This window comes from Pseudomonas sp. GL-B-19 (assembly GCF_019956415.1).
In the GTDB taxonomy this organism is placed as follows: Bacteria; Pseudomonadota; Gammaproteobacteria; order Pseudomonadales; family Pseudomonadaceae; genus Aquipseudomonas.
Window position 1 is genome coordinate 1 of record NZ_JAHBDK010000043.1, and the last position, 14293, is coordinate 14293.

At 60.4% G+C, this 14293-nt stretch carries 12 protein-coding genes; 1 reads left to right on the forward strand and 11 read right to left on the reverse strand.

All coding sequences use genetic code 11. From position 1 onward, the window contains the following. A partial coding sequence (locus KGB06_RS30135; RefSeq protein WP_411741856.1) for a DUF6124 family protein occupies positions 1–115 on the forward strand: 115 nt, incomplete at its 5' end. Between the two features lie 303 nt (positions 116–418). On the opposite strand, the gene KGB06_RS18370 is transcribed toward KGB06_RS30135, so the two are convergent. The 11 genes from KGB06_RS18370 to nuoE form a co-directional block, all read right to left on the reverse strand. Beyond that, positions 419–1744 (reverse strand): OprD family porin, encoded by a 1326-nt coding sequence (locus KGB06_RS18370; protein ID WP_223518213.1) that lies wholly within the window; start codon positions 1742–1744, stop codon positions 419–421. Positions 1745–2310: 566 nt separating this feature from the next. After that, entirely contained in the window at positions 2311–3774 is a 1464-nt protein-coding gene (nuoN, locus tag KGB06_RS18375; RefSeq protein WP_223518214.1) for an NADH-quinone oxidoreductase subunit NuoN, read from the reverse strand. 7 nt (positions 3775–3781) lie between these two features. Further along, positions 3782–5314 (reverse strand): NADH-quinone oxidoreductase subunit M, encoded by a 1533-nt coding sequence (gene nuoM, locus KGB06_RS18380; protein WP_223518216.1) that lies wholly within the window; start codon positions 5312–5314, stop codon positions 3782–3784. A 40-nt stretch (positions 5315–5354) separates the two neighbouring features. Beyond that, the gene (gene nuoL, locus KGB06_RS18385) at positions 5355–7208 is read right to left on the reverse strand and encodes an NADH-quinone oxidoreductase subunit L (RefSeq protein ID WP_223518218.1); all 1854 of its coding nucleotides are present in this window, start codon (positions 7206–7208) and stop codon (positions 5355–5357) included. After that, the gene (nuoK, locus tag KGB06_RS18390) at positions 7205–7513 is read right to left on the reverse strand and encodes an NADH-quinone oxidoreductase subunit NuoK (protein ID WP_007946416.1); all 309 of its coding nucleotides are present in this window, start codon (positions 7511–7513) and stop codon (positions 7205–7207) included. Before nuoK ends, nuoL begins: the two co-directional genes overlap by 4 nt. A gap of 2 nt (positions 7514–7515) precedes the next feature. Then, entirely contained in the window at positions 7516–8019 is a 504-nt protein-coding gene (gene nuoJ, locus KGB06_RS18395) for an NADH-quinone oxidoreductase subunit J (RefSeq protein WP_223518219.1), read from the reverse strand. A 9-nt stretch (positions 8020–8028) separates the two neighbouring features. Further along, positions 8029–8574 (reverse strand): NADH-quinone oxidoreductase subunit NuoI, encoded by a 546-nt coding sequence (gene nuoI / locus KGB06_RS18400; protein WP_007946418.1) that lies wholly within the window; start codon positions 8572–8574, stop codon positions 8029–8031. A gap of 12 nt (positions 8575–8586) precedes the next feature. Then, complete coding sequence (gene nuoH / locus KGB06_RS18405) at positions 8587–9594, reverse strand: NADH-quinone oxidoreductase subunit NuoH (RefSeq protein WP_223518220.1); 1008 nt, start codon at positions 9592–9594, stop codon at positions 8587–8589. Beyond that, positions 9591–12305 carry an NADH-quinone oxidoreductase subunit NuoG gene (gene nuoG, locus KGB06_RS18410; RefSeq protein WP_223518223.1) on the reverse strand — a complete coding sequence of 905 codons (2715 nt, stop codon included), beginning with the start codon at positions 12303–12305 and terminating at the stop codon, positions 9591–9593. The genes nuoH and nuoG overlap by 4 nt, the downstream gene beginning before the upstream one ends. A gap of 136 nt (positions 12306–12441) precedes the next feature. After that, entirely contained in the window at positions 12442–13797 is a 1356-nt protein-coding gene (gene nuoF, locus KGB06_RS18415; protein ID WP_223518225.1) for an NADH-quinone oxidoreductase subunit NuoF, read from the reverse strand. Then, positions 13794–14291 (reverse strand): NADH-quinone oxidoreductase subunit NuoE, encoded by a 498-nt coding sequence (gene nuoE, locus KGB06_RS18420; RefSeq protein WP_008020715.1) that lies wholly within the window; start codon positions 14289–14291, stop codon positions 13794–13796. Before nuoE ends, nuoF begins: the two co-directional genes overlap by 4 nt. Positions 14292–14293 lie beyond the last annotated feature (2 nt).

The window sequence follows — 14293 nt, forward strand, 5'->3', positions numbered from 1 at the left end:
TGCCGCGCTGCTGGAAGGCACGCACCGCAGGACGTTGCTGGGTATTGCACAGGTGGTGATGCTTGGCGAGCTGGCGGTGAACAAGGCGCTGGATAACGTCGATCCTGCTGCATAACCCTGTGGGAGCGAGCCTGCTCGCGATAGCGGTGGGTCCGTCAATGAAGATGCTGGATGGGCCTGCCTCATCGCGAGCAGGCTCGCTCCCACAGTATTTCCGGGGTACCTGAAGTCGTTGCGTACACCGCTGAACCTGTGGGAGCAGGGCTTGCCCGCGATAGCGGTGGGTCAGTCGATGAAGATGGTGGATGGGCCGGCCAAGTCCGGGCCAAAAAAAGGCGCCCCGAAGGACGCCAAAAAATTCACCTCTTTCCAAAGGAGCAAGGAGCTTCTAAAGGTGAATAGTGGAGACGCGGTAAACCTAAAGAATCGCCAACGGATACTCGACAATCACCCGCACTTCATCCAGATCCGACTCGAACGCCGTGGCGCGGGTAGTGGCCTGGCGCAGACGCAGTGACATGTCTTTCAACGAGCCACTCTGCACTACGTATTTGACTTCGATATCACGCTCCCAGCGCTTCTGATCGGTCAGCGGATTGCCGTCGGCATCGCGGCGCATGTACACGCTGTTGGCGTTGGAATAGTCGGCGTCAGTGCCGCGGGCGTAACGGGTCATTAACGACAAACCGGGCACGCCATAGGTGGTCATGTCGAGGTCGTAACGCGCCATCCACGAACGCTCCTTGGGCGCGTTGAAGTCGCTGTACTGGAGGGAGTTGTCGAGGAAGATCGAGTCGGACTGACGCAGGTAGTCGAAGTCGTCATTACCGTTGTTGCGCTGGTGGGATAATGCGACGGAGTGGGCGCCGAGTTTCACGCCGACCCGGCCGCTCCAGATGTTGTTGTCAAACTTGCCGAGCAACTGTTTGCCTTCATCGACCGCCTTGTAATAGTTAAGGCCGCCAAACAGCGACAGCTCATCCGACAGCGGGTAAGTCCATGCGGTGCCTGCGTAGTGTTGATTCCAGGCATCCTTGAGGCGGCTGGAATACAAACTGAAACTGAGGTTGTTGTTCAACGCGTAGTCGCCGCCGTAGTAACTGGCCCACGGTGAGTTAACCGGACCGCCATAGAAGGTCTCAAAGTTTTCGCGCATGTCGCTGGACACCGGTTGGCTCATGGCATGCAAGCGACCGCCCTGAACCGTCAGATCTTCGATGCTGTTGTTAGTGGCCGTGACGCCTCGGAAACTTTCCGGAAGCAATCGAGAGTCACCTGCCGCAACCACCGGGGTGGCGGGGAACACGTCGCCGACTTTTATCACCGTGTCAAAGGCCCGAATTTTGGCGGCGCCACCCACCTTGGTGTATTCGTCCTGTGCCTGGCCGTCACTGTCTACCGGAAGCATGTCGAACGAACTGTCGCCACCGTTGCGACCGTCACCGGTATCGAGTTTCAAGCCGATCATCGCAAATGCATCGACACCGACCCCGACGGTGCCTTGGGTAAATCCGGACTCGTATTCGCTGATGATGGCGTGGGCCCAGGTTTCGGAGTACCCATTGCCGGTCGGACTGGACTGGCCTTTGCGGTAATCACGATTGAAGTAGAAGTTGCGGTTGAGTACCGTCAGGCTGCTGCCTTCGATAAATCCCTCGGCTTTATCTTGCGCCAAGACCATGGACGGCCCTGAGCCGACCACTACAGCCAAAGCGGCCATCGACATTTTTATAGTGTTATCCATCAATCACTCCTTGGGTTCCGGCAGAACGGCAACGTGCTTCGGCTTGGTTTTTTCGTTCGGCGGGCAATGGCCCACCGGCATGGTTGCCGGGTGACATCGTTGCAATCTGCGGATAACACGAAGGTGATGGGGTAATTACAATCTCGTCATGTGGATGCCACACGAACTTCAGCGAACCCTTGTAGGAGTGAGCCTGCTCGCGATAGCGGACTGTCAATCAAGCATGTGTTGACTGATACGCCGCTATCGCGAGCAGGCTCACTCCTACAGTGGTTTTGGGTGTACTTGGCGTTTGTGAACACCACTGAAACCTGTGGGAGCGAGCTTGCTCGCGAAGGCGGTGGGCCAGATAACGAAGATATTGACTGACCTGAAGCCTTCGCGGGCAAGCCACGCTCCCACAGGTTTGGTGTCATGCACAGAATCTGTGATCATCCCGATTACTGTGGGAGCCGGGCTCGCCCGCGAAGAGGCCATCCCAAACGCTTGCGATGGTGAATGCCACAAAAACAAAAACGGCACCCGAAGGTGCCGTTTCTGTTTTCTACCGAGTGTCGCCTAAGCGATCAACCCGCCAACCCGGCTTGCTGAACCAGGACCAGCAATGGCTGCGGATACAGACCCAGGAAGAACGCCAGTGCCGCGATGGCCAGCAGCATCACGCCGCCTGCACGTTGTTCCCAGTGCAGTTGCGCATCGTGGCGACGCAGGTTCGGCTCGATCAGGAACAGAGTGACCATCACACGCAGGTAGTAGAAAACGCCGATGGCGCTACCCAGTACCAGGGAACCGACCAGCCACCACTGATGGGACTCGACGCCGGTAGCGATGATGTAGAACTTGCCGATGAAGCCCGCGGTCAGCGGGATACCGGCCAGGGACAGCATCATCACGGTCAGCACGGCGGTCAGGTACGGGCGGCGCCAGAACAGGCCGCGGTATTCGTACAGGGCATCGGCGTCACGGCCGTTGTACGGCGAGGACATCAGGGTGATCACGCCGAAGGCGCCGAGGCTGGTGATCACGTAGGTGACCAGGTACACGCCGATGGCTTCCACGGCCAGACCCTTGCTCGCCACGAGGGCGATCAGCAGGTAACCGAAGTGCGCGATGGACGAGTAACCCAGCAGACGCTTGAGGTTGCTCTGGGTCAGTGCCAGCAGGTTACCGAACAGGATCGACGCGATGGCGATGATGGTCAGTACGTCACTCAGCACACCGCTGCTTGCCGCTGGCGAGATCTGGAACAGACGCACCATCACCGCGAACACGGCAACTTTGGAAGCGGTGGCCAGGAACGCGGCCACCGGTGCCGGAGCACCTTCGTACACGTCCGGAGTCCAGAGGTGGAACGGCACCAGCGACAGCTTGAACGCCAGACCGATCAGCATCATGCCCAGGCCCAGTTGCGCCAGCGAGCTTGGCAGACCAGTAGCCGCCAGCGCCTGGCCGATACCGACGAAGCTCAGGCTGCCCGAATCGGCGTACAGCAGCGCCATACCGAACAAGATGAACGCGGAACCGGCGGCCGACAGCACCATGTACTTGATACCGGCTTCCAGCGAACGCTTGTTGAAGAAGGCATAGGCCACCAGACCATAGACCGGCACCGACAGCAGTTCCAGACCAACGAACAATCCGGCCAGGTGCTGCGCGCTGACCAGAACCAGGCCACCGGCGGCGGACATCAGGATCAGCAGGTACAGTTCTTCACGGTTGCCCGGGTAACCCGAACCGCCATCGCCGAGGTAGGCGTGGGCGAGAGTCACACAAGCGAGAGTGGCGACCAGAATCAGCGCCATGTACAAGCAAGCGAAGCTATCGATTTGCAGCAACGGGGTCACGGCCAAAGGCGCGACTTTCAAGGCTGGCAGGATCGACAACAGCGCCAGGTTCAGACCTGCCACCGAAATCAGGAAGGTCTGCGAGTGGTTGCGGCGCCAGGCAATCGCCAGCATCACCACGATGATCGTGGCGCTGGTGATCAACAACGGCGCTAGCGCGATAAAGTGTTGAGTCGTGAATTCCATAGCGCTCTTACCGGGCCGAAGCGAGTTGAGTGAAGGCGGTGCCGAGCCACTGCTGCACGCCATGCATCGTCGCGGCAGAGGTATCGAGGAACGGTTGCGGGTACACGCCGATGTAAATCAGCAGCGCCGCCAGCCCGACCACCATGATCAGTTCGCGACCATCCATGCCATGCATCACCGCGTCCGACTTGGACGCGCCGAAGTAGGCACGGTGAATCATGATCAGCGAGTAGACCGAACCGAACACCAGGCCGGACGTCGCGATCACGGTGATCCACGGCGAAGTGGGGAAGGTGCCGATCAGGATCAGGAACTCACCGACGAAGTTACCGGTCGCCGGCAAGCCCAGGGAGGCCGCCGCGAAGAACAGGCTGACGCCTGGCAGGTAGGCGATCTTCGACCACAGGCCACCCATTTCGCGCATGTCGCGAGTGTGAGTGCGCTCGTAGAGCTGGCCACACAGGATAAAGAGTGCCGCGGCCGAAAGGCCGTGCGCGAGCATCTGCATCACCGCGCCCTGCAGCGCCAGTTGGCTGCCGGAGTAGATGCCGATCAGCACGAAGCCCATGTGCGAAACGCTGGAGTACGCTACCAGACGCTTGATGTCAGTTTGCGCGAACGCCAGGAACGCACCGTAGAAGATCCCGATCAGACCCAGGGCCATGGCGAACGGCGCGAACTCGGCCGAAGCATTCGGGAACAGCGGCAGGGCGAAACGCAGCAGACCGTAAGCCGCCGTCTTCAGCAAGATACCGGCCAGGTCGACCGAACCTGCCGTTGGCGCCTGGGCGTGAGCGTCAGGCAACCAGGAGTGGAACGGTACGACAGGCAGCTTGACCGCGAAGGCGATGAAGAAGCCGAGCATCAGGATGTACTCGGTGGTCATCGACATCTTGGTTTTCAACAGGTCGGCGTAGTTGAAGGTAATCACGCCGGTGTCGTTGAAGTTGACCAGGACCAGACCCAGGATCGCCACCAACATGATCAGGCCGGATGCCTGAGTGAAGATGAAGAACTTGGTCGCCGCGTAGATCCGGGTTTTCTTGCCGTCCGAAGAACTGTGACCCCAGAGCGCGATGAGGAAGTACATCGGCACCAGCATCATTTCCCAGAAGAAGAAGAACATGAACAGGTCGAGGGCGAGGAACACGCCGACGACACCGCCCAGGATCCACATCAGGTTCAGGTGGAAGAAGCCAACGTGACGTTGAATTTCTTTCCACGAGCAGAGGACCGAGAGCACGCCCAGCAGACCGGTCAGCATGATCATCAGCAGCGACAGGCCGTCGAGGGCCAGGTGCACGCTGATGCCAAAGCGCTCGATCCAGATGTGCTTGAACTCAAGCGCCCAGGTCGGATCGGCGCCAGGCGCCGGGGCAAATGAATAGTCACCGTTGGCCCACAGCCAAAGGCCGAGGGAGAGCAACAGGGACATGGTGATCAGCGCAATCCAGCGGGGGAGGGTGGCGCCGAAGCGCTCACCCATCCAGCACAGCAGGCCGCCGATGAAGGGGATCAGGATTAGCCAAGGCAGAATCATGACGGGCTCAATTCCTTTCGCAAGTTCGCAAGGTTCATATTCAGACCGCTACCAGCACGATGGCGCCGATGACCAGCACGGAGCCGGCTGCCATCGATGCCGCGTACCAACGCAGTTGACCGGTTTCGGTACGGCTCAGGGCGGTGTGACCACCTTTGGCCATACGCGGAATCAGACCGATGGTCTGGTCGAGCGGGTCTCTGCGCAGTACGTGGCTGATCGCCAGGTATGGCTTGACGAACAGTTTGTCGTAGATCCAGTCGAAGCCCCAGGCAGCGAACCACCAGGCCGAAAGGAAGCGGCCGATACCGCTGTTGGCGATTGCAGTGACGAAGCGACGCTTGCCGAGGAACAGCAGCGCGGCCAGCAGGATACCGGCCAGGGCGATGGCGCCCGAAGCGATTTCCAGACTGTGCTTGGCTTCGCCGCCGGCATGGCCGACGCTTTCCGGCAGCACACCGTGCAGTGGCGGAACGATCATGGCGCCGACGAAGGTCGACAGTACGATCAGCACCGACAGTGGCAGCCAGTGAGCAATGCCGTGACCGGCGTGCGCTTCAGTCTTCGCTTCACCGTGGAACGCGATGAAGATCAGGCGGAAGGTGTACAGCGAAGTCATGAACGCGCCGACCAGACCTGCGTACAGCAGACCGTGGTTGCCGCTGGCGAACGCTTCCCAGAGGATTTCGTCCTTGGAGTAGAAACCTGCGGTCACCAGTGGCAAGGCAGACAGTGCCGCACCGCCGACGATGAAGCTGGTGTAGGCCAGCGGCAGTTTCTTCCACAGGCCGCCCATCTTGAAGATGTTCTGCTCGTGGTGGCAGGCAACGATCACCGAACCGGATGCAAGGAACAGCAGCGCCTTGAAGAAGGCGTGGGTCATCAGGTGGAAGATCGCGCCGTCCCAGGCACCAACGCCCAGGGCCAGGAACATATAGCCGATCTGGCTCATGGTCGAATAGGCGAGGATACGTTTGATGTCGGTCTGGACCAGTGCGGCAAAACCCGCCAGCACCAGGGTCACGCCGCCGACGATGCCGACGAGGTGCAGAATGTCCGGCGCCAACGCAAACAGGCCGTGAGTACGGGCGATCAGGTAAACGCCAGCGGTCACCATGGTCGCAGCGTGGATCAGTGCCGAAACCGGGGTAGGACCGGCCATCGCATCCGCCAGCCAGGTTTGTAGTGGCAGTTGCGCGGATTTACCGACAGCGCCGCCCAGCAGCATCAGGGTGGCCATGACCATCCAGAAGTCGCCGGCCTGGAATTTCTGCGGTGCCAGCACCAGCAGTTCCTGGACGTTCAGCGTGCCCAGTTGGGCGAACAGGATGAACAGGCCGATGGCCATGAACACGTCGCCGATACGGGTCACGATGAAAGCCTTGAGTGCCGCGTTACCGTTGTTGCGGTTGCTGTAGTAGAAACCGATCAACAGGTACGAGCACAGGCCCACGCCTTCCCAGCCGAAGTACAGGAACAACAGGTTATCGCCCAGGACCAGGAACAGCATGCTGGCGATAAACAGGTTGGTGTAGGCGAAGAAGCGCGAGTAACCGGCTTCACCGCGCATGTACCAGGACGCGAACAGGTGGATCAGGAAGCCGACGCCGACCACCACACCTAGCATGGTCACGGACAGGCCATCCAGGTACAGCGTGAAGCTCGGCGTAAAGCCTTCCACCGCCATCCACTGCCACAACACCTGAGTGAAGTGGCCGCCTTCCGGCGGGGCGACGTTGAATTGCCAGATCACGTAAGTCGCGACGATGGCAGACAGGCCGATGGAACCGACGCCAATCAGCGCCGACAGGTTTTCCGAGAGGCGGCCGCGTGAGAACGACAGCAGCAGGAAACCTATGAGTGGGAATACGAAAGTCAGATAGAGAAGATTCATCCGCGCATCTCGCTGGCAGCGTCGATATCGAGAGTGTGGAAGCGGCGGTACAGCTGCAACAGAATCGCCAGGCCAATACTGGCCTCGGCGGCTGCCAGGCTGATCACCAGGATGAACATGATCTGTCCATCCGGCTGCGCCCAGCGGCTACCGGCAACGATGAACGCCAGTGCGGAGGCATTCATCATGACCTCCAGGCTCATCAGCACGAAGAGAATGTTGCGGCGGACCATCAGGCCGACCAGACCGAGGCAGAACAGGATGCCGGCGACCGCCAGACCATGCTCCATAGGGATAGCAGGCATCGTCATTGCTCCTTGGCTTCGTTGCGGCCCAAGTGGAACGCCGTGACGGCTGCAGCGAGCAGCAACATCGAGGCGAGTTCGACCACCAGCAGATACGGACCGAACAGGCTGATGCCCACGGCCTTGGCGTCTACGGTGGTGTGGCCGACGGCCAGACCGCTGGAATGGCTGAACAGCACATACAGCAGTTCACCCAGCAGCAATGCGCCGAGAATCACCGGGCCGAGCCAGATACCGGGCTTGAGCCAGACGCGCTCTTGCTGAGCCGAGGCCGGGCCCAGGTTCAGCATCATCACCACGAACACGAACAGCACCATGATGGCGCCAGCGTAGGCGATCACTTCCAGTACACCGGCAAACGGTGCGCCGAGGGCGAAGAACGTCATGGCCACGGCGATCAGCGAAATGATCAGGTAGAGCAGGGCGTGCACAGGGTTGGTGTTGGTGATCACGCGAAGCGTGGACACCACAGCGATACCCGATGCGAAATAGAAAGCGAATTCCATCTTTCTTCCTTAAGGCAGCAAGCTCTTCACGTTGATCGGCTGGGCTTCGTTTTGCGCGGAGCCTTTCGGCTTCCCGGCAATCGCCATACCTGCAACACGATAGAAGTTGTAATCAGGGTTTTTGCCGGGGCCGGAGATCAGCAGATCTTCTTTCTCGTACACCAGGTCCTGACGTTTGAACTCGGCCATCTCGAAATCCGGTGTCAGCTGGATCGCGGTGGTCGGGCAGGCTTCCTCGCAGAGGCCGCAGAAAATGCAGCGCGAGAAGTTGATGCGGAAGAAGTCCGGGTACCAGCGACCGTCTTCGGTTTCAGCTTTCTGCAGCGAGATACAGCCAACCGGGCACGCCACGGCGCACAGGTTGCAGGCTACACAACGCTCTTCGCCATCAGGGTCGCGGGTCAGGACGATACGGCCACGGTAGCGCGGCGGCAGGTACACGGCTTCTTCCGGGTACTGCAGCGTGTCGCGCTTGCGGAAGGCGTGGCCGAAAATCATCACCAGGCTGCGAAGCTGGGTGAAGAAGCCATGCACGATGTCAAATATGTACTTCATGATTCTCTATCCTCACTGAGCCGCGACGGCGGGCGTGTTGAGCAACACGATCGCAGCGGTCACCAGCATGTTGACGAGGGTCAGCGGCAGGCAGAACTTCCAGCTGAAGTCCATCACTTGGTCATACCGTGGGCGCGGAATCGAAGCGCGCAACAGGATGAAGATCATGATGAAGAACGCGGTTTTCAGCGCGAACCAGATGAACGGGATCTGCGGCAGAATGCCGAACGGACCGTGCCAGCCACCGAAGAACAAGGTCACCAGCAGCGCCGAAATCAGCACGATGCCGATGTACTCGCCGACGAAGAACATGCCCCATTTCATGCCGGCATATTCAATGTGGTAACCGTCGGCCAGTTCCTGTTCCGCTTCCGGCTGGTCGAACGGGTGACGGTGAGTCACGGCGACGCCAGCGATGAAGAAGGTCAGGAAACCGAAGATCTGCGGAATGATGAACCATAGGTTCTGGGCCTGGTAATCAACGATGTCGCGCATGTTGAACGAGCCGGCCTGGATCACGATGCCCATCAACGACAGGCCCATGAACACTTCGTACGACACAGTTTGCGCCGAGGCCCGCAAGCTGCCTAGCAGGGCGAACTTGTTGTTACTCGACCAACCGGCGAACAACACCGCGTAGACCGACAGACCGGCCATGGCGAAGAAGAACAGGATGCCGATGTTCAGATCCGCCACGCCCCAAGTCGGGGTGATCGGGATGATCGCGAAGGCAATCAGCAGGGCGCTCATGGCCACGACCGGTGCCAGGGTGAAGATCATCTTGTCGGCGAACGGTGGGGTCCAGTCTTCCTTGAAGAACATCTTGATCATGTCGGCTGCGATCTGGAACGCGCCGAACGGGCCGACGCGGTTTGGACCGTAACGGTCCTGCCAGAGGGCGAGCAAACGACGCTCGACCCAGCTCAACAGCGCGCCGCACACCACCACGGCGAGCAGAATCACGATGGCCTGAATGACTGCGATGATCACGTCGATCACTTCAGGAGTGAACCAAGTCATTGCGCTGCCTCCTGCAGACCGTCAACGGATTTGCCAAAGATCGCTGGCGGAATGCCGGCGATGCCCGCAGGCAATGCAACCAGACCGGCACCCAGCTCTTCATTGATGCGCAGCGGCAGACGCAGGGTCTGACCAGCAACGTTCAAGCTCAGCATAGCGCCGTCATTGACACCCAGACGATCAGCTTCGGATTTGGCCAAAGCGACATAAGCGGCCGGGATGCGTTCCTGAACCGGCGCGGCTTTCGAAGAGTTCTCTTCGCTGCCCAGCAGGTGGAAGAACGGCACAACTTGCCAGGTGCCCGGAGCCGGGTTGAACGCACGCGGAACAGCGGCGAACCAGTTCAGCGAATCACCGGTGCTTTCGATCAGGCGGGTGCCCGGGTCGCCAGCGCGGATGTGACCACCGACTTCGTCCTGGAACTTGTTCCAGGCTTGTGGCGAGTTCCAGCCCGGAGACCAGGCGAACGGTACTTGCTGACGCGGTTCGACCGAGCCCGAGTAACCTTCCATCGAGAAGTTGAACGCGGTGTCGTTGTCTTGCGGAGTACGCGGTTCGTGCACGTTGATGTCGGCACGCATGGCGGTACGACCGGAGTAACGCAGCGGTTCGCGGGCCAGTTTCATGCCCTTGATGCGGAACGAGGCGGACGGTGCGGCATCAACGATACGCGCCAGTTGCGGCGTGCTTGAAGCGACGGCAGCGGTGACGTGGTCCAGCTGGGTCCAGTTGATCGGCTGGTTCAGCAGGGTCGCGCGCAGGGCATGCAGCCAGCGCCAGCCTTCGTGAACCAGGATGCTGGCGTCCATGTATTTCGGATCGAAGACCTGGAAGAAGCGCTGGGCGCGACCTTCCTGGCTGACCAAAGTACCGTCGCCTTCGGCGAAGCTGGCGGCTGGCAGAACCAGGTGCGCGCGATCGCTGGTGGCGGTTTTCTGATGGTCGGCAACGATCACCACTTTCGCGGCGGTCAGGGCGGCATCAACCTTGGCTTTGTCGGTGCGGGTGTACAGATCGTTTTCCAGCACGACGATGGCGTCGGCACGGCCGTCGATCACCGCTTGCAGCGCGGCGTCGACCGAGTCACCACCGAGCATGGCCAGGCCGAGGCTGTTGGCCTCTGGCACGATCAGGCTGATGGAACCGTTCTTCTCGCGCAGCTTCAGGGCTTTGGCGATGTTTGCAGCCGCTTCGATCAGCGCCTTGGAACCCAACGAGGTACCGGCAATGATCAATGGGCGCTTGGCCGCGAGCAGGGCGTCAGCGATGCGCTTGGCCAGTTCGAGGGCTTCAGCATCCAGGCCTTCAACCGCTGGGGCGCTGGCGTCGAGCGCGTGAGCCACGGCGAAACCGATGCGGGCCAGGTCGTCTGGCGCAGCGTGAACGCATTCTTCGGCGATGTCGTCGAGCTTGGTTTCAGCCAGGCTGGCGATGAACAGCGGGTTCAGAGCGTTCTGACCGATGTTCTTCACCGCAGCGTCGAGCCAAGGTTGAACGCGCATGGCGTCGGCCATGTCTTCAGCTTTGCCTTTGACCGATTGACGCAGGGACAGGGCCATGCGCGCAGCGGTCTGGGTCAGGTCTTCACCGAGGACGAAGATTGCATCGTGGTCTTCGATGTCGCGCATGTTCGGGATCGGCAGCGGGCTGTCTTTCAACACCTGCATGACCAGACGAATGCGTTCCAGCTCAGCGGCTTCGATACCGGAGTAGAAGTGCTCGGCGCCCACCAGCTCGCGCAACGCGTAGTTGCTTTCGAGGCTGGCACGTGGCGAACCGATGCCGACGATGTTGCGACCGCGCAACAGGTCAGCGGTTTTATCCAGTGCTTCGTCGAGGCTCAGCTTGGTGCCGTTGGCCAGCAAAGGCTGACGCGGGCGATCTTCGCGGTTGACGTAGCCATAGCCGAAACGGCCACGGTCGCACAGGAAGTACTGGTTTACCGAACCGTTGAAACGGTTTTCGATACGACGCAGTTCACCGTAGCGCTCGCCCGGGGAAATGTTGCAGCCGCTGGAGCAACCATGGCAGATGCTCGGCGAGAACTGCATGTCCCACTTGCGGTTGTAGCGCTCGGAGTGAGTCTTGTCGGTGAACACACCGGTCGGACAGACCTCGGTGAGGTTGCCGGAGAACTCGCTTTCCAGTACGCCGTCTTCTACGCGACCGAAGTACACGTTGTCGTGGGCGCCGAACACACCGAGGTCGGTGCCGCCGGCGTAATCCTTATAGAAGCGCACGCAGCGGTAGCAAGCGATGCAGCGGTTCATTTCGTGGGAAATGAACGGGCCCAGTTGCTGGTTCTGGTGGGTACGCTTGGTGAAGCGGTAACGGCGCTCGTTGTGGCCGGTCATTACCGTCATGTCTTGCAGGTGGCAGTGACCGCCTTCTTCACAGACCGGGCAGTCGTGAGGGTGGTTGGTCATCAGCCATTCAACGACGCTGGCGCGGAATACTTTCGCTTCTTCGTCGTCGATGGAGATCCAGCTGCCGTCGGTGGCGGGGGTCATGCAGGACATGACGATCCGACCACGCTTGTCGTTTTCGTCGGTGTACTGCTTGACCGCGCACTGGCGGCAAGCGCCAACGCTGCCAAGGGCTGGGTGCCAGCAGAAATACGGGATATCGAGGCCTAGCGACAGACATGCCTGTAACAGGTTGTCTGCCCCATCGACTTCGAGCTCTTTGCCGTCTACGTGGATAGTGGCCATGGTTCAAAGTTCTTCGTTGGCCCGGTGTCAGCGGGCGTGGCTAATGGAATCTTGTATTCGCGTGAATCAACACAGCCGTTCAAGGCGTCATCACACGAGAAGGAGAAGGGCACGGACCCTTCGCCTTTTTAAGCGTTTACGCGCCGACTACGATCGGCCTTGCCAGAGGCGGGACGGCGGCGCTGGTAGGCGCGATGCCGGCTTCGAACTCTGGACGGAAGTATTTGATTGCGCTGCCCAACGGCTCCACGGCGCCCGGTGCGTGAGCACAGAAGGTCTTGCCAGGGCCGAGGAAGCCGACCAGACCCAGCAGGGTCTCGATATCGCCGGCTTGCCCTTCACCGTTCTCGATGGCGCGCAGGAGCTTGACGCTCCACGGCAAACCGTCACGGCACGGGGTGCAGAAGCCACAGGATTCGCGGGAGAAGAACTCTTCCATGTTGCGCAGCAAGGACACCATGTTGACGCTGTCGTCCACCGCCATGGCCAGGCCGGTACCCATACGGGTGCCAACCTTGGCGATGCCGCCGGCATACATTTGTGCATCCAGGTGTTCCGGCAACAGGAAACCGGTACCGGCGCCGCCAGGCTGCCAGCACTTGAGCTTGTAACCGTCGCGCATGCCGCCGGCGTAGTCTTCGAACAGCTCGCGACCGGTGACGCCGAATGGCAGTTCCCACAGCCCAGGGTTCTTGACCTTGCCGGAGAAGCCCATGAGCTTGGTGCCCATGTCTTCACTGCCTTCACGGGCCAACGATTTGTACCAGTCCACGCCGTCGGCAATGATCGCCGGCACGTTGCACAGGGTTTCAACGTTGTTCACGCAGGTCGGCTTGCCCCACACGCCAACGGCGGCAGGGAAGGGCGGCTTGGAGCGCGGGTTGGCGCGGCGGCCTTCGAGGGAGTTGATCAGTGCGGTTTCTTCACCGCAGATGTAACGCCCGGCGCCGGTGTGGACGAACAGCTCGAAATCGAAGCCGCTGCCCAGAATGTTTTTACCCAGCAGGCCTGCTGCCTTGGCTTCTTCTACGGCACGGTTGAGGTGCTTGGCGGCGGTGGTGTATTCGCCACGCAGGAAGATGTAGCCCCGGTAGGTTTTCAGCGCGCGGGCACTGATCAGCATGCCTTCGATCAGCAGATGGGGCAGTTGCTCCATCAGCATGCGGTCTTTCCAGGTGTTCGGCTCCATTTCATCCGCGTTGCACAGCAGGTAGCGGATGTTGATGGATTCGTCTTTGGGCATCAGGCCCCACTTAACGCCCGTGGGGAAGCCTGCACCGCCGCGACCTTTCAAGCCCGAATCCTTCACGGTCTGGACGATATCGTCCTGAGCCATGTCGGCGAAGGCTTTGCGCGCAGCGGCGTAACCGTTCTTGGCCTGGTACTCGTCGAGCCACACGGCTTCGCCGTCGTCACGCAGACGCCAGGTGAGCGGGTGAGTCTCGGCCGACCGCTTGATGCGGTTGGCAGGGCCGAAGGAAGTCAGGGTCATACGTAGCCCTCGAGCAATTTGGCAACGCCGGCAGGCTGCACATCACCGAAAGTGTCGTCGTCGATCATCAACGCCGGTGCCTTGTCACAGTTGCCGAGGCAGCAGACCGGCAGCAGAGTGAAACGACCGTCGGCGGTGGTCTGACCCAGGCCGATGCCAAGCTTGCTCTGGATTTCGCTGACCACGGATTCGTGGCCGCCGATGTAGCAGACCATGCTGTCGCAGACGCGAATGATGTGACGGCCAACCGGCTGACGGAAGATCTGGCTATAGAACGTCGCCACGCCTTCTACGTCGCTGGCCGGGATGCCGAGGATCTCGCCGATGGCGTACAAAGCGCCATCCGGCACCCAGCCACGTTCCTTCTGGACGATCTTCAGGGCTTCGATCGACGCCGCGCGCGGGTCTTCGTAGTGATGCAACTCGTGCTCGATGGCCGAGCGCTCGGTTTCACTCAAGGTGAAACGGTCTGTCTGGATAAGCGTGCTGTTCATGC

Excerpts from the sequence above, each read along its gene's own strand:
- nuoF (WP_223518225.1), bottom strand. The coding sequence starts at position 13,797 with ATGACCCTGACTTCCTTCGGCCCTGCCAACCGCATCAAGCGGTCGGCC.
- nuoE (WP_008020715.1), bottom strand. The coding sequence starts at position 14,291 with ATGAACAGCACGCTTATCCAGACAGACCGTTTCACCTTGAGTGAAACC.
- nuoK (WP_007946416.1), bottom strand. The coding sequence starts at position 7,513 with ATGCCTGCTATCCCTATGGAGCATGGTCTGGCGGTCGCCGGCATCCTG.
- KGB06_RS18370 (WP_223518213.1), bottom strand. The coding sequence starts at position 1,744 with ATGGATAACACTATAAAAATGTCGATGGCCGCTTTGGCTGTAGTGGTC.
- nuoI (WP_007946418.1), bottom strand. The coding sequence starts at position 8,574 with ATGAAGTACATATTTGACATCGTGCATGGCTTCTTCACCCAGCTTCGC.
- nuoN (WP_223518214.1), bottom strand. The coding sequence starts at position 3,774 with ATGGAATTCACGACTCAACACTTTATCGCGCTAGCGCCGTTGTTGATC.
- nuoJ (WP_223518219.1), bottom strand. The coding sequence starts at position 8,019 with ATGGAATTCGCTTTCTATTTCGCATCGGGTATCGCTGTGGTGTCCACG.
- nuoH (WP_223518220.1), bottom strand. The coding sequence starts at position 9,594 with ATGACTTGGTTCACTCCTGAAGTGATCGACGTGATCATCGCAGTCATT.
- nuoG (WP_223518223.1), bottom strand. The coding sequence starts at position 12,305 with ATGGCCACTATCCACGTAGACGGCAAAGAGCTCGAAGTCGATGGGGCA.
- nuoM (WP_223518216.1), bottom strand. The coding sequence starts at position 5,314 with ATGATTCTGCCTTGGCTAATCCTGATCCCCTTCATCGGCGGCCTGCTG.
- nuoL (WP_223518218.1), bottom strand. The coding sequence starts at position 7,208 with ATGAATCTTCTCTATCTGACTTTCGTATTCCCACTCATAGGTTTCCTG.